This window comes from Sphingobium cupriresistens, from assembly GCF_004152865.1.
Lineage (GTDB): Bacteria > Pseudomonadota > Alphaproteobacteria > Sphingomonadales > Sphingomonadaceae > Sphingobium > Sphingobium cupriresistens.
Genome location: NZ_SEOO01000012.1, coordinates 33,667 through 53,835 on the forward strand (window position 1 = coordinate 33,667; position 20,169 = coordinate 53,835).

Consider the following 20,169-nt stretch of genomic DNA (forward strand, 5'->3'; position numbering starts at 1 on the left):
CGCGCTCAGCGCGGCGCCTCGATAGTGTCGATGATGCCGGTCACGACATCCTCCACCCGGCGGCCATCGATTTCGGCGGCGGGCGAGAGGATGAGGCGATGGCGCAGCAGGGCGGGCGCGAGCGCCTTCACGTCGTCGGGGATGACGAAATCGCGCCCGTCCAGCGCCGCACGCGCCCTTGCCGCCCCCGCCAGCATCGCGCCGGCGCGGGGGCTTGCGCCGCTTTCGAGGTCGGCGACATCGCGCGTGCCGCGGATGAGGGCGAGGATATAGTCGATCACCTCATCGACCAGCCGCACGCCGTTGACCATGGCGATTGCTTCGGCGATGCGGGCGGCATCGGCGACCGGGGCCACGCCCCAGGCCTGCGGCGTCATCGCATGGGTGCGCGCGCCGTGGGTGGCGACGATCTTCCGTTCTTCCGCGGCGCTGGGATAATCGACGCTCTGCTTGAAGAGGAAGCGGTCGAGCTGCGCTTCGGGCAACGGATAGACGCCCTGCTGCTCGATCGGATTTTGCGTGGCGACGACCATGAAACGGTCGCTCAAGGCCAGGCTTTCGCCGTCGATGGTGACGGTGCGTTCCTGCATCGCCTCCAGCAGGGCGGCCTGCGTCTTGGGCGGGGTGCGGTTGATTTCATCCGCCAGCAGCAATTCGGTGAAGATGGGACCGCGCGTCAGGTTGAACTGGCTGGTCTGGAAGTTGAACAGATTGGCGCCGATGATGTCGCCGGGCATCAGGTCAGGGGTGAACTGGATACGGCCGAAATCAAGGCCGAGCGCATGGGCGAAGCTGTGCGCGATCAGCGTCTTGGCGGTGCCGGGCGGCCCTTCCAGCAATATGTGGCCGCCGGAAAAGAGCGCGACGAGCATGAGATCGATGGTGGATTCCTGCCCTACGACCGCGCGGGCCACTTCTTGCTTGATGGCCTGGCCGAGCGCCTGAACCTCTTCTACCCTCATCTGCTCTTATCCTCCTGCCAATCATGGAGCGCCTGCGCCGCGTCGAGCAGGCTGCGCCGGTCGCTTGCCGCATCCGCCGCCTGCATAAGGTCGGTGAAGCGGTATGCGCCCTTCAAACTATCGAGATAATCGTCGAGGGCGCCGTCGCGAAGACGGGCGGGCGCGCCGAACGCCCGCGTCGCGCGATCACGCATGGCGGCGGCATAGCGGCCGCCCAACCGCGCCTCGCGCCCCGCCTTGCGGATCAGCAGCGCGCTATTGTCGACCAGCGCGGCCTTGCCGAAAGCGATGGCGCGCGTGCGGGCGCGCGGCGGGCCGAAGCGGCCGAAGGCATGGAGGCCGGCGAGCAGCAGCGCGGCGACGATCGCCAGCGTCATGGCGAGAAAGGGCGGTTCGAACAGCAATTTCAGGGGACTGCGCGAATGGCCGAGGCCATTCATCGACACGTCGAAGGCGATGCCATCAGGATCGGTGCTGTTCATCCAGTCTAACAGCGCCAGCGCGGATCGGGCCTGGCCCAGATCCTTCATGCCGCGATTGTTGAGCAAATCGGGATCGGACAGCACATAGAGCGGTCCTTCCCCCACCTGCGCCAACACGACGCCGCCCCTGCCATCGGTCAACAGCGGGATCAGTTTGCGCCAGCGGTCCTGTTGCTGGTCATTGTCGGGATCGATGCCAGTGATGACCTGGATCGGACGCGGCGCCCGGAAGCGGCCGGGGACGCCATTGGAGACGAGCGCGCCGCCCCCGCTGCGATATTGCCGCATGGCGAAGCGGACGCCGGGCGCGAGCACGCCGATCGGCTCGGAAAGCGGCAAAAGCCCCCGATAGCGCGCCCAGCCGGGATGATCGTCATCCGGCACGGTGCGCCATTTGGGCAGGACGAACAGGGTCGGCCGGGTCGCACGCTGCATCAGCGCCGCACTGATATCGGTCGCGCCGCTTTCGGCGGTGACCACCAGCAGGTCTTCGGTATCGAATTCGTGGGCGGTGCGTATGATGCGCGGGTGGCGGCCGGTCGCCTGCGCCAATTGCACGAGGCCGGCATAGCCGGTTACCGCATTGGACAAAGCGTGCGCGCCACCGTTGCGGCCCGATCGCAGGTCGGGGGCATAGGCGCCCAGCACCAGCATGGCAGAAAAGCCGACTATCCCGATCGCCAGCATCAGCGCGACGGTGCGGCCGTGGAACAGCGTGGCGTCGGACGACGGCGGGGCGATCGTGACGTCGCTCATGACGCCCAGTTCCGTGTCCGGGCGAAATCGGCATAGGCGTGGCGGCAGCGGCCCCATTCGTCGGCGTCGATCGGGCGACCGCCGAACAGGCTGCGCTCGACCGCGGACGCGATTTCCGTGAACAAGCGGCGCGGCGCGGACGGAATGCCCTCAGCGCGGGCGAGGTCGCGGCTGGTGAGCGCCGGGCGGACGACGTGCGGACGGCGGCGGGCCAAATCCTCGACGCTGCGCAGCAGCAGATGATGCACCGCCTGCGCATAACGGCCCTGCGCGGCAAGGGCGTCGGCTTCGTCCAACCAGGCGCGCGCCGGGGCGGCGTCCGGGGTCCAATCCTCTTCCGCCGCGTCAACTGCGGCGGCCGAACGACGCCGTCGCCAGCGCGGCAAGCGCCAGACGCCGTGGCGGACACGGTCGATCACGATCCCCAGGATCAGCAGCGCCAGCGCAGCGATCATGGCCCACAGGACGATGCGGGCATAGGGCGCGTCGGGCATGAAACCGCCGATCCAGCGCAGGAAACGGCCGACGGGGGCAAGCGCCCATTCCAGCCATTCGCCCAGCGCCCTGAGCCAGGCGGGCGGTGGCGGGCGACCCGGCGCTGGCGTCATGTCGAACTGCACGTCGCCGCCGGCCAGCAGCACGCGATGCGCCGCAGCCAGTTGATCGTCCGACATATGCGCTGGTCCGGCCATCGATGCCCACCCCCCGTCGCGGGCGACCCTAGCGGCTGGCGGCGCGGGCGCAAGCCATTCAAAGGATGACAAAGCCGGTCGAATACGACAGCGTCGAATCCGGGTTTGGAAATGGGGGATATGATGATGGCGACGCGCGCGGCCTTGGACGAGCAACGATCCTTTTCGGTCGGCCGGGTGCTGAGCCGCGCCTTCGGCACGCTGGGCGACAATCCACTCGCAACCTTCGGCATCGCGTTCCTGTTCGGATCGATCCCGCAATCTCTCTACAGCTATTTCATCGGTTCGACGCTGGCGAGCGCGGACCGGGCGAGCGCGATCGCGGCGATTGCCGTATCGGTCGCCTCCTTCGTCGTGTTCCTGCTGCTGTCGATGCTGGTGCAGGGCGCGCTCGTCCGGGCCACGCTGGCCCAGGCGCAGGGGCAGAGGGCCAGCTTTGGACAATGTATCGGCACGGGCCTGGCCAAGGCGGCGCCGCTGATCGGCCTTACCATCCTGCTGATCCTGGGGATCATGGCCGGGTTCGCGCTGTTCGTCGTGCCCGGCATGATCCTGTTCCTGATGTGGTCGGTCGCGGCGCCGGCGCTGATCGCCGAAGATAGCAGCGTGCTGGCCGCCTTTTCGCGCAGCCGGTTCCTGACCAAGGGCGCGCGCTGGCGCATTTTCGCGCTACAGCTATTGTTGCTGGTGCTGATATGGCTGGTGTCGGCAGCGCTGGGCGCGGTCATTCTGGCGAGCGGCATGGCGACCCAGGCCATTGGCGAAGCGGCGCTGTCGCTACCCTATCTCCTGATGTCGGCGGTCAGCAACACGCTGATCATCGCCTTCTGGAGCACGGTGCAGGCCAGCCTTTATATCGACCTGCGCGCCTGGAAGGACGGGCCGCAATCGCAGGATCTGGCGGACATCTTCGGCTGACTCGCGCCGCTCTGCGCCGCGGCCAGTCATACCGGCAATGCGGTGGTATATTTGGTGAGCGACAGCGCGAAGTGGGAGGAGGCGCCGCCGACGGCGGGATGCTCCAGCAGGACGCGCATCAGGAAGCGCTCATAGTCCTCGACGTCCGACGCGACCACGCGCAGCAGATAATCCCAGTCGCCCGACATCGAATAGCATTCGATGATCTCCCGCCGTTCCCGCACGAACGCCTCGAACGGCGCCCGCACTTCCCGCGCGTGGCTGCGCACGCGGATGTTGCAGAAGACATTGACCTTCCGATCGATCGCCACCGCGTTCAACAACCGGACCGCCGGGCCGAGAACCCCGGCGGCCTCCAGCGCCCTGACTCGCCGCCAGCAGGAGGCGGCCGAGCTGCCGACCCGTTCGGCCAGTTCCGCGTTGCTGAGCGTCGCGTCCGACTGCAACTGGTCGAGAATGCGCCGATCAACGGCGTCCAGGTCGATCATATTTCATATTATCCTTTATTGTGAAACATGCAGTTCAAATTATACCGAAAACTAGCGCATATTGAAACGGGATTTCGGCTTTTCCATGCGATAAGGTCGCTATGGGACAGGATATACACGAACGGCCGGAGGGTGCCGCCGGGGACTGGACGGTCGCTCAGGACTGGCACCGCTACACCGCGGCGGAACATGCGATGTGGGACCGTTTGTTCGAACGGCAGGCCCGGATGCTGCCCGGTCGGGTCGTGCCGGAATATATGGCTGGTCTCGATATATTGCGCATGGACAGGCCGGGTATTCCCAATTTCGATGCGCTGTCGGAACGGTTGATGAAGGCGACGGGCTGGCAGGTCGTCGCCGTGCCTGGGCTGGTCCCCGACGCGGTATTTTTCGACCATCTCGCCAACCGCCGCTTTGTCGCCGGGCGCTTCATCCGAACCCCGGACCAGATCGATTATCTGGAGGAGCCCGACATATTCCATGATGTTTTCGGCCATGTGCCGCTGCTCGCGAACCCCGTGTTCGCCGACTATATGCAGGCCTATGGCGCGGGCGGGCTGCGCGCCGACAGCCTGGGCGCGATCGAACGGCTGGCGCGGCTTTACTGGTACACAGTCGAATTCGGCCTGATCCGCCAGGAGGACGGGCTCAAGCTCTACGGCGCTGGCATCGTCTCTTCTTATGGCGAATCGCTATTCGCGCTCGACGATCCGTCGCCCCATCGCATCGGCTTTGATCTCAGGCGGCTGATGCGGACCAATTACAAGATCGACGATTATCAGCAGAGCTATTTCGTGATCGACAGTTTCGAGGACCTGCTGCGCCAGACAGCGCAGACCGACTTTGCGCCCCTTTACACGGAGTTGGACGGGCAGCCCGATCTGGCCACCGATGCGCTGTTGCCAAGGGACCATATCTTTACGCGCGGAACGCAGGCCCATGCCCGCAGTCGGGCGGAGGTCGGCGCATGATCCCGGCGACGGCCCCACACGCACCGCCCTTGCTGCATAACGAACATAAGAAAGAGGACCTGTCCATGGACGTCAACGTCAACGTCGCCCCGGAGTCCGTGACCGACAATCCGCTCGGCCTCAACGGTTTCGAATTCGTCGAATTCACGTCTCCCGACCCCGATGGAATGGCCGCGCAGTTCGAACAGTTGGGCTTTACCGCGACGCACCGCCATCCTGTGAAGAATATCACCCGCTACAAGCAGGGTCGCATCAACCTGATGCTGAACCGCGACGACGCCGGTCGCGTCGCGGCGTTCCGGGGCGAACATGGCGCGTCCGCCAGCGCGATGGCGTTCCGCGTCAACGATCCGCAGGCGGCGATGCGCTGGGCGCTGGACCATGGCGCCAAGCGCACCGACGAGGATGACACCGTGATTCAGGGCATCGGCGGCTCCTACCTCTATTTCGTGGCGGATGATGCAGATCTCTACGCCGACTGGGCGGAATTTTCCGGCTGGCGCGAAGCGGAAGCGCGCAACAATGTCGGCCTCGACCTGCTCGATCATCTGACCCACAATGTCCGGCGCGGCCAGATGCGGGTGTGGAGCGCATTCTACCGCACCCTGTTTAATTTCGAAGAGCAGAAATATTTCGATATCAAGGGCCAGGCCACCGGCCTGTTCAGCCAGGCGATGATCGCGCCCGACAAGGCGATCCGCATTCCGCTGAACGAAAGCCAGGACGACAGAAGCCAGATCGAGGAGTTCATCCGCCAATATAATGGCGAGGGCATCCAGCATCTCGCGCTGACCACCGCCGATATCTACGACACGGTCGAGCGGCTGCGCGCGCGCGGCGTCAGGTTGCAGGATACGATCGAAACCTATTATGAGCTGGTCGACAAGCGCGTGCCCGGCCATGGCGAGGATTTGGAGCGATTGCGCGCGAACCGCATCCTGATCGACGGCGATGTGGAGAGCGAGGGCATATTGCTGCAGATTTTCACCGAAAATATGTTCGGCCCGATCTTCTTCGAAATCATCCAGCGCAAGGGCAATGAAGGTTTCGGCAACGGCAATTTCCAGGCGCTGTTCGAAAGCATCGAGCTGGACCAGATTCGGCGCGGTGTCATCACGGTGAGCGAATGACGGATATGCGCCTCACCGGATTTGGCAACCATCATGCGACCGAGGCGATTGCCGGCGCGCTGCCGGTCGGACGCAACTCGCCGCAGCGCGTGCCCTTTGGCCTTTACGCCGAGCAGTTTTCGGCGACCGCCTTCACCGCGCCGCGGCACGAAAACCGGCGTAGCTGGCTGTACCGTATGCGGCCGAGCGCCGGCCATGGTCCATTCCTGCCCTATGATCGCGACAGCCTGCTGCGATCCGGTCCCTTTGACGAGCGCCCCGCCTCGCCCAATCGCCTGCGCTGGAACCCGCTGGACATGCCGGCGGAACCCACCGACTTCATCGACGGCCTGGTGACCTATGCCGGCAATGGCGATGTCGCGACGGGCGCGGGTTGCGGCATTCATCTGTACGCGGCGAACCAGTCGATGGTCGATCGCGCCTTCTTTTGCGCCGATGGCGAATGGCTGATCGTGCCGCAGGTCGGTACGTTGCGGATCGTGACGGAAATGGGCGTCCTGACCGTTGCGCCGCTCCAGATCGCACTGATCCCGCGGGGCATCCGTTTCCGTGTCGAGCTGCCGGGCGGGGCTGCGCGCGGCTATGTCTGCGAAAATTACGGTGCGCTGTTCCGCCTGCCGGACCTTGGCCCGATCGGGTCCAACGGCCTGGCCAATCCGCGCGATTTCGAAGCGCCGGTCGCGGCGTTCGAGGATGTCGAGCGGCCGACCCAGATCGTCCAGAAATTCGGCGGCAGGCTGTGGGCGACGACGATCGACCACAGTCCCTTCGATGTGGTCGCCTGGCACGGCACGGTCGCGCCCTATCGGTACGACCTGACGCGCTTCAATACGATCAACACGGTCAGTTACGACCACCCCGATCCGTCGATCTTCACCGTGCTGACATCGCCCAGCGACACGCCCGGCACGGCCAATATCGATTTCGTGATCTTCCCGCCGCGCTGGATGGTGGCGGACGATACGTTCCGCCCGCCTTGGTTCCACCGCAATGTGATGAGCGAATTTATGGGACTGATCGAGGGCGAATATGACGCCAAGGCCGGGGGCTTCGCGCCGGGCGGGGCCAGTTTGCACAATGCCATGTCGGCTCACGGGCCAGACCTGTCGAGCCATGACAAGGCGGTCGCCGCGCAGTTGGCGCCGCACAGAATAGAAGGAACGATGGCCTTCATGTTCGAAAGCCGCCACATGATCCAGCCGACCGCCTGGGCGACGGAAACGCCGCTGCTGCAACCCGACTATGACGCCTGCTGGACGGGCTTTCGCAAGGCGCAATTGCCGGTTACGCAGGGGGATATATGATGGCGGACTGGTGGACGACCGACGCGACGCATGACCCGGCGCTGACCAGCTGGGTCGAAAGCGCGCAGGACCATGGCGATTTCCCGATCCAAAATCTGCCGATCGGGTTATTCTCCCCGCCCGGTCACGAACCGCGCATCGGCGTCGCGATCGGCAACGCGATATTGGACCTGCGGGCCAGCGCCGACGCCGGGTTACTGCCCAACGACGTGGCGATGGCGTGCCGCGGCAGCGTGGTGAACGAATTGCTCGCCCTCCCGGCGGACCGGCGGCGCGCGCTGCGCCATAGGCTGAGCGGACTATTGTCCGATCCGGCGCATCGGCCGGTCGTGGAAGACTTTCTCCATAGCGCGGCGGACTGCACCCTGCACGTGCCCGCGCGGATCGGCGACTATAGCGACTTTTATGTCGGCATCCATCATGCCAATAATGTCGGCCGCCAGTTCCGGCCCGACAATCCGCTGTTGCCCAATTATAAATATGTGCCGATCGGCTATCATGGACGCGCGTCCTCGATCCGCGCGTCTGGCGTGCCGCTGCGGCGGCCGCTGGGCCAGCGCAAGCCACCCGAAGCCGATGCGCCGGTCGTCGGGCCGACCACCCGACTCGATTATGAGCTGGAACTGGGCGTGTGGATCGGGCCGGGCAATGCGCTCGGCACGTCCATCCCGATTGCGCAGGCGGCCGATCATGTCGCGGGCTTCTGTCTGCTCAACGATTGGTCCGCGCGTGATTTTCAGGCTTGGGAATATCAGCCTCTCGGTCCCTTCCTCGCCAAGAATTTTCAGTCGACCATCTCCCCCTGGATCGTCACCGCAGAGGCGATGGCGCCATTCCGCACAGCCCAGCCCATGCGGCCGGACGGTGATCCCCAACCGCTACCCTATCTGCTGGATGCGAGCGATCAGGCGCATGGCGCACTCGCCCTGATGCTGGAAGCCTGGCTGCTGACCGCCAGAATGCGGGAGGCGGGGCAGGCGCCGATCCGCCTCAGCCGCGGCCCCGCGACCAATATGTACTGGACTGTGCAACAGATCGTCACCCATCATGCGTCCAATGGCTGCGACCTCAATCCGGGCGACCTGCTGGGCACCGGCACCATTTCGGCGCCCTCCCGCGACGGCTTCGGCAGCCTGATGGAACTGAGCATCGGCGGCAAAGAACCGATCGCCCTGCCCAATGGCGAAAGCCGCGCCTTCGTGGAGGATGGCGACGAGATCATCCTGCGCGCCCATGCGTCGGCGCCGGGCCGCGTGTCCATCGGCCTGGGCGAATGTCGGGCGCTGGTGAAGCCCGCGCCATGAGCGGGGTCGTCCTGCACGGCTATTGGCGATCGTCAGCCGCCTATCGCGTGCGGATGGCCCTCAATCTCAAGGGCGTCGCTTATACTCAGATCAATCATGACCTGCGCATAGGCGCCCAGCGCGACGACGCCTATCTGGCGATTGCGCCGCACGGACTGGTGCCCGCGTTGCAGGTTGACGGCCGGGTGCTGATCGAAAGCCCCGCCATCCTCGAATGGATCGACGCCCGGTGGCCGGAGCCGATGTTGCTGCCAAGGGATGAGGATGACAAGGCGATCGTCCGGTCGATGGCGGCGCTGATCGCCTGCGACATTCATCCGCTCAACAATCTGCGCATACTCAAGGCGTTGAAGCATGATTTCGGGGCCGATCAAGCACAGATCGATGCCTGGACCCATCGCTGGATCGGCGCGGGCTTCGGGGCGCTGGAGCAGATGATCGCGCGCCATGGCGACGGCTTTGCGTTTGGCGATGCGCCGACACTGGCGGACTGTTATCTCGTACCGCAGCTTTTCAATGCACGGCGCTCCGGCGTCGATCTGACGCCCTACCCCGCGCTGGTGGCGGCCGGTGACAAAGCCGCTGCGCTGACGACCGTCGCCGCAGCTCGTCCCGATGTGCAGCCGGACGCCGACAGATGAACGGCGATCGGGTGACGGCGACGCCGACGGGTGTGCGACTCTGCGCGCTCGACGCCCTGCAGGACGGGGCCGCCCGCAATTTCGTCCTGCAGATGCGCGCGGGCCGTTTCCACGGCTTCGTCGTGCGGGACGGCCAGCGAGTGTCGGGCTTTGTCGACCGCTGCCCCCATGCGGGCCTGCCGCTGGCGCAGACGCTGGACGACTATCTCACGCCCGACGGTCGCTTCATCGCCTGCAGCTGGCATGGCGCCCTGTTCGACAAGCAGGACGGCCGGTGCGTCGGCGGCCCTTGCACCGGCCAGTCGCTGAAGGCCTGGCCGGTGGCGCTGGTCGAGGACTGGATCGTCACCGCCTGACCCTATCCCTTTGCGTCCATTGCAGGATTTTGGCCTGCCCCCCCGGCACGTCACTGACGCGCATAGCGGTCCTCATAGCGGATGATATCGTCCTCGCCCAGATAATGGCCGGTCTGGACCTCGATCATCTCGACCGGGATCTTGCCGGGATTTTCCAGCCGGTGAACCGCGCCCAGCGGCACATAGACCGACTCGTTCGCGCTCACCAGCTTGACCGTCTCGCCGATCGTCACCTGCGCGGTGCCCGCGACCACGATCCAATGTTCGGCGCGATGATGATGATGGCTTTGCAGCGACAGCGCCTCTCCCGGCTTCACCATGATCCGCTTGACCTGGAACCCGTCGCCCATCGCCAGGCTTTCGAACCAGCCCCATGGCCGGTGATCGCGCGGCATCGTCTCGGCCTGTTTGACCGATCGCGCCTTGAGCGTCTTGACCGCTTCGCCCACCCGCTGGCTGGCCGCGCGCGGCGCGACCAGCACGGCGTCGGGCATGGCCACGACGATCATGTCGTCCAGGCCGATCCCCACCAGTTCCAGCCCGTCCACTTCCGATCGCAGCAATGTGCCGGTGCAATCGATCGCCGTCGCGCCGCGCGAACAGACATTGGCCTGTGCGTCGGGGCCGCTTTCCTGCCACACGCTTTTCCAGTCGCCCAGGTCCGACCAGCCCGCGGCAAACGGCATCACGACCAGATTGTCGGCTTTCTCCATGATGGCATAGTCGATCGAGATGGTCGCCGCCCCGCGCCACGCCTCCACTCCCAGCCGGGTAAAGCCCAGATCCGCCGAACCGCCGGCCACAGCGCCTTCGACCGCGGCCAGCAGGTCGGGGGCGTGGCGGCGATAGGCGTCGATGATCGCGGCCAGGGAAAACAGGAAAATGCCCGCATTCCAGAGATATTTGCCCGAAGCCAGCATGGCCGCGGCCCGCTCTGCGTCAGGCTTTTCGACGAAGCGCATCAGCGGGCTGGGCGTGGGTGCGGACCGGGCCGACGGGTCGTCCAGTTCCAGATAGCCATAGCCGGTTTCCGCGCGGGTGGGTTCGATGCCGAAGGTGACGAGCGATCCATCGAGCGCGCTCTGCCGCGCCGCGCGCACCGCAGCCTGGAAGGCGGGCGCGTCGGGGATCAGATGGTCCGACGGCAGGACCAGCATCAGCGCGTCGGGGTCCTGCCGTTGCAGCACCAGCGCGGCGGCCAGGATGGCGGGCGCGGTGTTGCGCCCCTCCGGCTCGATCAGGATCGCCGATGGCGTGGCGCCGGCCGCGTCGAGCTGCTCGGCCACGATGAAGCGGAACGGGTCGCCGGTGACGATCGCGGGCGCGGCAAAGCCTTCGCCCTGCACCAGCGTGGCGGCGCGCTGGAACAGGCTGGTCCCGTCGATCAGGTCGGCGAACTGCTTGGGATAGGCTTTGCGGGACAGCGGCCAAAGGCGCGTGCCGGCACCGCCGCATAGAATCACGGGATAAATCACATTATGGTCAGTCGGCATGACAGAGGCGCGCCCCTATAAAAAGGATCTTCTACAAATCGGTTGCGAAGCAGAGTTGCTTTATATCCGCATTCCATGTGTGACTTATAATCTAACGCGGTGATCGCCTATCGCTTTTGGTGAAACCAGGTTGAGGACCTATTAAATCGCTTGCTGGGATGGCGGCGGGTTGATCCAATGGCGGCGCAAGCAGACGTCTTCACGGGTGATTTGATCTGGCTACCGGAGGCGCAGATGCGGCGGATCAAGCCGTATTTCCCGTTGTCGCACGGAGGCCACGGGTCGATGATCGCGGAAACATCAGCGACATCATCTTCGTGATCGGTAACGGCTTGGGACATCATATCTGCCAGATGCGTGCTAGGATTCCCCGACCGGCACCCCTTTCAACGCGGTGACCAAGGCGCGAACCCGGCTGCGCAATTCGATGATCGATTCTGTATCGATGTCGAGCCCGGCGCCCAGCATTTCGGGCACCCGCGCGGCGGCGGATTTCAGATCCCGACCCTTTGGCGTCACGTCGATCAATACCCGCCGCTCGTCAGTCGCATCACGGGTCCGGCTTATCAGGCCCGCTTTTTCCATACGCTTGAGCAGCGGGGTCAGGGTGCCGCTGTCGAGATGGAGCATGTCACCCAGGGACCCGACGGTTTGCGGCGTATGTTTCCACAAAACCAGCATGACCAGATATTGGGGATAGGTCAGTCCCAACTCCGCCAGAATGGGCCTATACAGGCGATTGAGCAGGTTCGACGCAGCATAAAGGGGAAAGCAGACCTGCCGGTCGAGATCGAGCGGATCCGAATCCGGCAGCGTCATGCCATTTCCTCTCAGTTCACCGACACCGCAATCGCAACATCGATATTATTCTTCACCGCGTTTGAATAGGGGCATACGGCATGGGCTTTGGCAACCACTTCTTCCGCCGTTGCCTGATCCAGGCCCGTGATCGTCACATCAAGCGCCACCGTCAAGGCGAAGCCGCCTGTTCCGTTGGGCTGCATCCCGACATCGGCTATGACGACGATATCCTCGTCCTTGACCTTTTCAGATGTCGCGCGCGTCACATGGATTACGGCATTGCCGAAACACGCCGCATAGCCGGCGGCGAACAATTGCTCCGGATTAGTAGCGCCACCCTTCCCACCCAAAGCCTTTGGGAGGGCCAAGGGCTGGTCAAGCAGGCCATCGGCGCTTTTCACGGTCCCGGAACGTCCGCCGACGGCGGTGACTTTAGTGCTGTAAAGCAGGCTCATTCATCGATCCTCACTATTAAATCATATACAAATATATTGCGCACAATATATTTGATCAAGGCCTGTGAGCGTCCATCGGAAATCCGCTTGCCAAAAACCTTGATCCGAAGCCAAAAAGATTGACATTCGGACAAAATAGTCCGCTTATGCTCGTGTGACCAACGATCGGACCGACGCGAGACGACATCGCCAAGCATTGCTTCAGGCTGCCTCCGCAATCTTTCTGGAACATGGCATCACCGCGCCGCTCGATCTGGTCGTCACGCGCGCCGGGGTCGGGCGCGCGACGCTTTATCGCCATTTCCCCGATCGGGTTGCGCTGGTTCTTGCGCTGGTCGATCAGTCTCTCGACGCGCTGGAAGCCTTGGCTAAGGCTGTTCCCCACGATCGCGCGACGTTTCAGATTCTGCTGCTGCATCTGGCTGATATCCTTGCGAAGGATCCCTCGCTGGCGGACTTCTGGCGGGTTATTCCATCCGACAACGCCCAGCGGATAGGTCAGCTCCAACGCTTTCGGCTCATGTTCGACCGGGCCGTAAGCGACGCTATCGAAGGCGGCACGCTACGCGGCGACTTCAGGTCCGACGACATGCTGCTGGTTGGCGGTATGCTTGGGGCCGTCGCACGAGAACCTGATGCCGACAAACGCCGGGCCATGGCCGCCCGTCTGGTCGATCTGCTGGTTTCAGGGTTACAACCAGTCGATTCCGGCGCGTCACGATGACGACGCCGCTCGAACCCATTCCCAACTGGACCGACGATGAAAAGCCATCGATGCCGGGGTCGCCATCCACGCCGCGCCACAGCGGCCCGGTCCGCGTCGCCTATGTCGCCACGGCGCTGCTGCTGGGAATCACGGGCGGGCTTGGCAACGCGCTGATCAGCGCCAATCTGCCCAGCATCCAGGGGGAACTGGGCCTCACGCCGGTCGAGGCGGCCTGGTTGCCCGCAGCTTATCTAATGGTCAATGTCTCGACCAGCCTGCTATTGTTCAAGTTCCGCCAGCAATTCGGCCTGCGCCTGTTCGCGGAGATCGGCCTGCCGCTTTATGCCGCGGTCACGATCCTGCATCTGTTTGCGGACAGCTACGCCATGGCGCTGCTGGTGCGCGCGGTCAGCGGGTTTGTCGGCGCCACGATCAGCACGCTGGCCATTTTCTACACATTGCAGGCCTTTCCCAAGGCGAAGCTGGGGCAAGGTTTGGTCATCGGCCTTGGCATTTCCCAGTTGGCGACCCCGTTGGCCTGGCTATTGTCGCCGGCCTTGCTCGATCTTGGCGAATGGCGGACCCTTTACCTGTTTGAATCGGGGCTGGCATTATGCTGCCTCGCCGCCGTGGTGACGCTGAAGCTGCCGCCTGGCATTCGCATCAAGGTGTTCGAGGGCCGCGATTTCCTGACGTTCCTGCTGCTTGCTCCAGCCTTGGCGCTGATCGTGGCTGTGCTGGCGCAGGGACGCACCCAATGGTGGACGTCACAGCCATGGATCGCCGCTGCGCTGATCGTTGCGATCATCCTGTTCATGGCGAGCATATTTGTCGAACATCATCGCGCCAATCCGATGATCCAGACGCGCTGGTTGGGCACCGCCTCCACCATCCGTTTTGCAATCGGCGCGATGGGCATCCGTTTCCTGTTGTCGGAACAGACCTATGGCGCGACCGGCCTGCTGCGCACGCTGGGCATGGGACCGGACCAATTGCAGCCGCTTTATGCCGTCATGCTACTGGGTCTGGTGGCGGGGATCGGCGCAAGCGCCCTGACTTTCAATCAGAAAACCGTCATTCCGCAAATCTTGCTTTCCATAGTGCTGATCGCGATCGGCAGCTTTCTGGACTGGAACGCCACCAGCCTGACCCGTCCGCATGATATGTTTTTCAGCCAGCTCCTGTTGTCCTGCGGGGCGGGACTGTTCATGGGACCGTTGCTGTTGGTGGGCGTGATGAGCGCGCTGAAGAACGGTCCCAATTATATTGTCAGTTTCGCTGTATTATTCGGCGTCAGCCAATCGATTGGCGGGCTGGCCGGCCCCGCTGCGCTCGGCACGTTCCAGCAGTTTCGACAGCATGAATATTCCGCCGCGATCAACGCCGGCGTGGATCCGACCAACGGCGTCGTCGCCCAGCGGCTTCAGATGCAAGGTCAGGTCTATGGCCGGGTCATGACCGATCCCGTGCTGCGGCAAGCGCAGGGCGTCGCGCAATTGGCCCAGATATCCACGCGCGAATCGCAAGTGCGCGCGTTCAACGACGTGTTCCTGCTGAACGGCCTGCTCGCGCTGCTGCTGCTCAGCTGGTCGATGCTCCACGTCATCCGCCTCGCCCTGGAGGCAAAGAACAACCCTCCCGCCGCGCCCGGTCCGCAGACCGGCGCGGCGGCCCCGACCTGATGGAAAACCGGAACATGGCAGACGAACCAATCATCCGCGACGATCGCCCGGTCGATGACGCGCCAACGCCCGACCTGGTGGACGCCAATGGCAACCCGCTGGGGGCGAGCGATGACGCGACCGTTGCGGAACCGCCCAAAACCATCAAGCCCCGGCGCAAGACGGTGTTCATCATGGCGGGCGTCGCGCTGATCGGGATATTGTTCATCCTGGCCGCCTGGCGCATCTGGCCGTTCACCAGCAGCATCGTGACGACGGAAAACAGCTATGTGCGCGGCCAGATCACGGTGATGGCGCCGCAGGTCAACGGCTATGTCGCGCAGGTTCTGGTGCGCGATTTCCAGCATGTCCGCGCCGGGCAACCGCTGGTGCGGATCGACGACCGCATCTATCGCCAGCAACTGGCACAGGCCGAGGGGCAACTCGATGCGGCCAGGGCGGAACTGGCCAACGCCGCACAGACGCTGGCCCAGAATCAGGCCGACATAGAGGCGCGCCGCGCGGACCTTTTTGCCGCGCAGGCGGAGCGCGATCGCGCGAGATCGGACGAGGAGCGGGTCAACGACCTGGCCCTGCGCGGATCGGTATCATTGCGAGAGCGCGACCAGATCCGCGCGACCGCGCGATCGGGCGCCGCCAATGTGCTCAAGGCGCGCGCCGCGATCCGCATAGCGGAGGAAAGCGCAAAGGCGACGTCAGTGTCGCGCCTTGGGCTGGAGGCGCAGGTCAAGACCGCAACGGCGCAGCGCGACCTTGCCCGGATCAACCTTGCCAACACAGTCATTCATGCGCCCAAGGACGGGCAGTTGAGCGAAGCCAGCGTGCGGCAGGGGCAATATGTCGCGGCGGGCTCGCAACTGCTGTTCCTGGTGCCCGAAAGCCTGTGGGTGGTGGCGAATTTCAAGGAAACCCAGACCCGCAACATCCGTCCCGGCCAGGTCGCGACCTTCAAGGTCGATGCGCTGGGCGAAACGCTGAAAGGGCATGTCGAGGGCTTCGCCCCGGCGACGGGTTCGGAATTCAGCGTTTTGCGCCCCGATAATGCCAGCGGCAACTTCACCAAGGTCGTCCAGCGCATCCCGATCCGCATCAACATCGACCCCGGCCAGCCGCTCGCCAACCGGCTGCGGCCCGGCATGTCGGTCGTGACGCGGGTCGAAACCGCCGGCGCGACCGGCACAGGCAGCGTGCGATGAAGCGGCATTGTATGGCGCTTGCAGGTGCAGCGACCCTGCTTTCGGGATGTATGCCCGCGGATGTGCGCCCGCCGGCCTCCGCTACGGTCGTAGCGCCTGCCGCATGGCGCGACGCGGTCGCCGCTGCCGGGTCCATCGCCCCCGACTGGTGGCGTGCGTTCGGCGATCCGGTTCTGGATCGGCTGATCGAGGATGCGCTTGCCCGCAACACCGACATACTCGTCGCCGCCGCCCGCGTGCAGGAGGCGCAGGCCGACATACGCACCGCGCGATCGGCCCTGCTGCCTGCGGTCGACGCCATCGGGGCGGGCCAATATGCGCGCGCGCCGGGTGCATCGGGCCTCTCCACCAGCACGGCGTTGCAACCGGAATTGCAGGCCAATTGGCAGGTGGACCTGTTCGGGCGACTGTCGCGCCTGACCGATGCCGCCCGGCTGCGCTATGTCGCCAGCCAGGCGGATCGCGATGCCATGGCCCTGTCCGTCGCCGCGCAGGTGGCGCAGGGCTATATCGGGCTGCTGGCGCTGGACGCGCAATTGTTCGTGTCGCAGGAAACCGTGACGTCGCGCAAGGAAGCCTTGCGCCTGGCGACCGACCAGGCGTCGGTCGGCTATATCTCTCAATTCGAACTGACCCAGGCGCAATCGGAATATCAGGCCGTCGAACAGGCCATTCCGCAAATCAGATTGGCGTTGAGCGCGCAGGAGAACGCCCTGCGCCGGCTGGTCGGCGATCTGCCCGGACCCGTGGCGCGCCATCGCAGCCTGATCGATTTTCCCGTGCCGGTCGTACCCGCCACCTTGCCATCCGACCTGCTGCGCCGCCGTCCCGACATAGCCAGCGCCGAACTGGCGATCGCCGCCGCCGACGCCAGGCTGGCGGCCGACCGCGCCGCCTTCCTGCCGCAAGTCGCGCTATCCGCCAGCCTGGGGCAATTGCTGGTCAATGCGACCGATTATGATCCGGTCACCATCTGGAGCCTGGGCGGCAGCATCCTGGCCCCGATCTTTTCGGGCGGCAGGCTGACGGCGCAGGTCGCCACCGCCACCGCGCAGCGCGATCAGGCCGCCTTTGCCTATCGCGGCGCGGCGCTCGCCGCGTTCGAGGAAGTCGAAACCGCGCTGACCGGGGTCTTGCGCTATGCCGAACAAATCGACCGGCTGCACAACCGGCGCACGATCCTGAAACGGTCGGTCGCGCTGGCCACGGATCGTTATCGGGGCGGCTATGCGGCCTATATCGAGCAACTCGACGCCCAGCGAAATCTCTATGCTACAGAACTTGACGCGATCAGCGTGCGACAGCTCCAGCTGGAAAATATCATAACGCTCTACCGTGCGCTGGGCGGCGGATGGTCTGGCGGACAAACTGGTGGAGGATGAAAGCCATCCTTAGCGTGGACCTGTGACGGATTTGCGCCGGTCACCTGAGCGATTAGAGCTCGCAACAGGCGACTGGCCTGCTGCCGGTTTGGTGGACACCAAGACAAGGTGGTTATCGGACTGGAGGACGTAAATGGAGCGAAGAGCCGATATGTTCGGTCATATCGAGAGATTTGGCGACGATGTGAGACGTTAGCCTTGTTGATTTTCTGGCGACAATATGGAGAGGGCGTGCGGCTTGGACAGCCTTGTCCCCAAACTTTCCTCGCCTCAGCGCCCCAGAAACCATTGATTTTTCGATGATTTCTGGAGCGGGCGAAGGGATTCGAACCCTCGACCCCAACCTTGGCAAAATATTTCAGCCACTTTTCCAAAACTCTCCTGAGTACGATTAACTACGCTAAATCAGATATTTATAATGTTCCTCTTTACGATTGTCTCCGCCCATAATACCCTCGAAACGCTTAAATCTGGAGACAAAATGGAGACAAAGCACCCCTCTGAAATCTTTGTCTCCAAATGGAGGGTCAAATATGCCGACAGCGAAGTTGAACAAGCGCAATGTGGACGCATTCGCGCCGCCTAAAGATAAACAGGCCGTCCTGTGGGACAGCGAGATTCGGGGTTTCGGCTTGCGGGCGCTTCCGTCGGGGCTCAAGACCTTCATCGTTCAGTACCGCAACATCGAAGGGATCAAGCGGCGTATCAATCTCGGTCGCTATGGTGTCATCACGACGGAGCAGGCTCGGGATCTGGCGAAGATTAAGCTTGGCGAAGTTGCTGGTGGTCAGGACCCGGCAGAGGCAATTCATCAGGCCCGCAGTGGCATGACGGTCGCCGAGATCTGTGACTGGTATCTGGTTGAAGCCCGCGCCGGCAACATTCTTGGCCGCAAGAACCGTCCAATCAAGGCCTCCTCGCTCGCGATGGATGAGAGCAGGATCAACACTCACATCAAACCGATTCTTGGCCATCGCATGGCGAAAAGGCTGACAATCGCGGATGTCGAGCAGATGCAGGCTGATGTCCGGGACGGGAAAACTGCCAAGGCTAGAGGTAAAGGCCGTGGTGGTCGGCCCGCTGGCGGGCCTGGCGTCGCGTCGCGATGCCTCGGGTCGCTGCAAGCCATTTTGGGTCATGCCAAGCACAAGGGGCTGATTGCGGAGCACCCAACCAGAGGAGCCAAGAAACTCGCAATCAACAAGAAGACGAGACGGCTCAGCACTGCCGAACTCGTCGCGTTCGGCAAAGCCATCGCCTATGCCGAACGTAATGGCGAAAATCCGACAGCACTTGCAGTGGTGCGGACACTTGCGCTGACAGGATACAGACGGGAAGAGGCGCAGTCGATGAAGCGCGCCTGGGTGCATGCGGAGGGTGGGTTTGTCTCCTTCCCGGATACCAAAACCGATGCACAGGTCCGCTCGATCGGCCCAGAAGCACTGAAGGTCGTTCTCGCTCAACCCGAGATCGTTGGTAACCCCTACGTGTTCCCGTCAATGACGGGCGCTGGCGCATACCAGGCTGCACCAGCCTGCTTCCGGAGAGTTTGTCAGTGGGCGGGAATTGAGGGCGCCACACTGCATACCCTTCGCCACACTTTCGGCAGCATCGCGGGCGAACTCGGATTCACGGAACTGACGATACGGGCCATGCTCGGGCATGCTTCGCAGAACGTCACGCAGGACTACATCCATATCGATGAAGCTCTGAAGCTAGCGGTGCGCAAAACTTCAGACGAGATCGCCCGCCTGCTTGCCGAAGGCGCTGGATCGTTGCGCCCAGTCAGGCAAACGTCGGCAATTGAAATTTAACCTTGAAGGTGTATTTTTGGAAGCCAAATACAGCATTTGGCGCTGGGGTTTGCCGGTGAGATGCTTAACGATATTCGATCGACATCGGGCAAGGAGGTTTGAAGATGGGTCAGACTCGCTTTCATCCCAAGACCGGTGATGTGCTTCGGCGTGACGCCCGGATGCAAACGCTGAGCGTTGGCTCGTTGTCACGCGAAGTGGAGGTGCCGGGCTGGTATCCTGAAGGCGATGGCGATTCCATCCATTCGGGCGCTGAACTTCAAGCATTGGATCAAGCCTATCTCGAGTTGCGAGCGGCCTATGCCGCACGGGTCAAGGCCGTGCGCAAGAAGCTTGGCCTCACCCAAGAAGAGGCGGGTAGGATCATTGGCGGCGGACGGCGAGCGTTCCAAAAGTATGAGCGTGGTACAATGCAGCCCAGTGAAGCTGCGGTTGGCTTGATTGAGATTCTTGATCGCCATCTGGAAGAGGTCACAACTCTCCGCAATATCCGACGGTAGGCCAGTAAGAGGCGCTTCCAGGACGCTGTCCGAAAAATGTATACGCATTTCGGACATGCTGCGGGATCAAGCAGAAATAGCCTAGTCCAGAGGTGGGTCGGTGCTTGCCCTCAGCGGTGTGCTCCGCACCGCACCT

At 63.6% G+C, this 20,169-nt stretch carries 20 protein-coding genes; 13 read left to right on the plus strand and 7 right to left on the minus strand.

What is annotated here, in order from left to right:
• Nucleotides 1-5 precede the first annotated feature (5 nt).
• Genes EWH12_RS09050 through EWH12_RS09060 form a run of 3 tightly spaced genes read right to left on the minus strand, consistent with a single transcriptional unit; the run spans nt 6 to nt 2,892 of the window.
• Nucleotides 6-962 (minus strand): AAA family ATPase, encoded by a 957-nt coding sequence (locus EWH12_RS09050; protein WP_129926367.1) that lies wholly within the window; start codon nt 960-962, stop codon nt 6-8.
• Nucleotides 959-2,200: a hypothetical protein gene (locus EWH12_RS09055; RefSeq protein ID WP_129926368.1), complete on the minus strand. Its 1,242-nt coding sequence runs from the start codon at nt 2,198-2,200 to the stop codon at nt 959-961. Before EWH12_RS09055 ends, EWH12_RS09050 begins: the two co-directional genes overlap by 4 nt.
• On the minus strand, nt 2,197-2,892 hold the full coding sequence (locus tag EWH12_RS09060) for a DUF4129 domain-containing protein (RefSeq protein ID WP_066599077.1): 696 nt from the start codon (nt 2,890-2,892) through the stop codon (nt 2,197-2,199). The genes EWH12_RS09055 and EWH12_RS09060 overlap by 4 nt, the downstream gene beginning before the upstream one ends.
• 120 nt (nt 2,893-3,012) lie before the next feature.
• Here EWH12_RS09060 and EWH12_RS09065 point away from each other — a divergent pair, with 120 nt between their 5' ends.
• The gene (locus EWH12_RS09065) at nt 3,013-3,810 is read left to right on the plus strand and encodes a hypothetical protein (RefSeq protein WP_242495997.1); all 798 of its coding nucleotides are present in this window, start codon (nt 3,013-3,015) and stop codon (nt 3,808-3,810) included.
• A 26-nt stretch (nt 3,811-3,836) separates the two neighbouring features.
• Here the strand turns inward: EWH12_RS09065 and EWH12_RS09070 are convergent, their stop codons facing one another.
• On the minus strand, nt 3,837-4,298 hold the full coding sequence (locus EWH12_RS09070) for an Lrp/AsnC family transcriptional regulator (RefSeq protein ID WP_066599076.1): 462 nt from the start codon (nt 4,296-4,298) through the stop codon (nt 3,837-3,839).
• A 101-nt stretch (nt 4,299-4,399) separates the two neighbouring features.
• Here EWH12_RS09070 and phhA point away from each other — a divergent pair, with 101 nt between their 5' ends.
• From phhA to EWH12_RS09100, 6 genes are all read left to right on the plus strand, one after another.
• A complete protein-coding gene (phhA, locus tag EWH12_RS09075) occupies nt 4,400-5,269 on the plus strand; it encodes a phenylalanine 4-monooxygenase (RefSeq protein ID WP_129926369.1) in 870 nt (289 codons plus the stop codon).
• Nucleotides 5,270-5,334: 65 nt separating this feature from the next.
• The gene (hppD, locus tag EWH12_RS09080) at nt 5,335-6,399 is read left to right on the plus strand and encodes a 4-hydroxyphenylpyruvate dioxygenase (RefSeq protein ID WP_165363591.1); all 1,065 of its coding nucleotides are present in this window, start codon (nt 5,335-5,337) and stop codon (nt 6,397-6,399) included.
• Nucleotides 6,396-7,703: a homogentisate 1,2-dioxygenase gene (hmgA, locus tag EWH12_RS09085; protein WP_066599065.1), complete on the plus strand. Its 1,308-nt coding sequence runs from the start codon at nt 6,396-6,398 to the stop codon at nt 7,701-7,703. Before hppD ends, hmgA begins: the two co-directional genes overlap by 4 nt.
• A complete protein-coding gene (gene fahA, locus EWH12_RS09090; RefSeq protein WP_129926392.1) occupies nt 7,703-9,007 on the plus strand; it encodes a fumarylacetoacetase in 1,305 nt (434 codons plus the stop codon). The genes hmgA and fahA overlap by 1 nt, the downstream gene beginning before the upstream one ends.
• Nucleotides 9,004-9,648 carry a maleylacetoacetate isomerase gene (gene maiA, locus EWH12_RS09095; RefSeq protein ID WP_129926370.1) on the plus strand — a complete coding sequence of 215 codons (645 nt, stop codon included), beginning with the start codon at nt 9,004-9,006 and terminating at the stop codon, nt 9,646-9,648. Before fahA ends, maiA begins: the two co-directional genes overlap by 4 nt.
• Nucleotides 9,645-10,004, plus strand: coding sequence for a Rieske (2Fe-2S) protein (locus EWH12_RS09100; protein WP_066599063.1), 360 nt, complete (start codon nt 9,645-9,647; stop codon nt 10,002-10,004). The genes maiA and EWH12_RS09100 overlap by 4 nt, the downstream gene beginning before the upstream one ends.
• 50 nt (nt 10,005-10,054) lie before the next feature.
• Here EWH12_RS09100 and EWH12_RS09105 read toward each other — a convergent pair whose 3' ends face one another.
• The 3 genes from EWH12_RS09105 to EWH12_RS09115 all read right to left on the minus strand — a co-directional run bounded on the left by EWH12_RS09105 (nt 10,055) and on the right by EWH12_RS09115 (nt 12,753).
• Nucleotides 10,055-11,497 (minus strand): mannose-1-phosphate guanylyltransferase/mannose-6-phosphate isomerase, encoded by a 1,443-nt coding sequence (locus tag EWH12_RS09105; RefSeq protein WP_207212380.1) that lies wholly within the window; start codon nt 11,495-11,497, stop codon nt 10,055-10,057.
• Between the two features lie 360 nt (nt 11,498-11,857).
• Nucleotides 11,858-12,316 carry a MarR family winged helix-turn-helix transcriptional regulator gene (locus EWH12_RS09110; protein WP_207212381.1) on the minus strand — a complete coding sequence of 153 codons (459 nt, stop codon included), beginning with the start codon at nt 12,314-12,316 and terminating at the stop codon, nt 11,858-11,860.
• An 11-nt stretch (nt 12,317-12,327) separates the two neighbouring features.
• Entirely contained in the window at nt 12,328-12,753 is a 426-nt protein-coding gene (locus EWH12_RS09115) for an organic hydroperoxide resistance protein (protein WP_066599057.1), read from the minus strand.
• A 154-nt stretch (nt 12,754-12,907) separates the two neighbouring features.
• On the opposite strand from EWH12_RS09115, the gene EWH12_RS09120 reads away from it, so the two are divergent.
• The 6 genes from EWH12_RS09120 to EWH12_RS09145 all read left to right on the plus strand — a co-directional run bounded on the left by EWH12_RS09120 (nt 12,908) and on the right by EWH12_RS09145 (nt 20,033).
• On the plus strand, nt 12,908-13,477 hold the full coding sequence (locus tag EWH12_RS09120; protein WP_066599051.1) for a TetR/AcrR family transcriptional regulator: 570 nt from the start codon (nt 12,908-12,910) through the stop codon (nt 13,475-13,477).
• Nucleotides 13,474-15,141: an MFS transporter gene (locus EWH12_RS09125; RefSeq protein WP_066599049.1), complete on the plus strand. Its 1,668-nt coding sequence runs from the start codon at nt 13,474-13,476 to the stop codon at nt 15,139-15,141. Before EWH12_RS09120 ends, EWH12_RS09125 begins: the two co-directional genes overlap by 4 nt.
• Nucleotides 15,142-15,155: 14 nt before the next feature.
• A complete protein-coding gene (locus EWH12_RS09130) occupies nt 15,156-16,337 on the plus strand; it encodes an HlyD family secretion protein (protein WP_066599048.1) in 1,182 nt (393 codons plus the stop codon).
• Entirely contained in the window at nt 16,334-17,719 is a 1,386-nt protein-coding gene (locus EWH12_RS09135) for an efflux transporter outer membrane subunit (RefSeq protein ID WP_129926372.1), read from the plus strand. The genes EWH12_RS09130 and EWH12_RS09135 overlap by 4 nt, the downstream gene beginning before the upstream one ends.
• 533 nt (nt 17,720-18,252) lie before the next feature.
• Nucleotides 18,253-19,533 (plus strand): tyrosine-type recombinase/integrase, encoded by a 1,281-nt coding sequence (locus tag EWH12_RS09140; protein WP_129926373.1) that lies wholly within the window; start codon nt 18,253-18,255, stop codon nt 19,531-19,533.
• Nucleotides 19,534-19,637: 104 nt separating this feature from the next.
• On the plus strand, nt 19,638-20,033 hold the full coding sequence (locus tag EWH12_RS09145) for a type II TA system antitoxin MqsA family protein (RefSeq protein ID WP_006966729.1): 396 nt from the start codon (nt 19,638-19,640) through the stop codon (nt 20,031-20,033).
• The last annotated feature ends 136 nt before the right edge of the window (nt 20,034-20,169 follow it).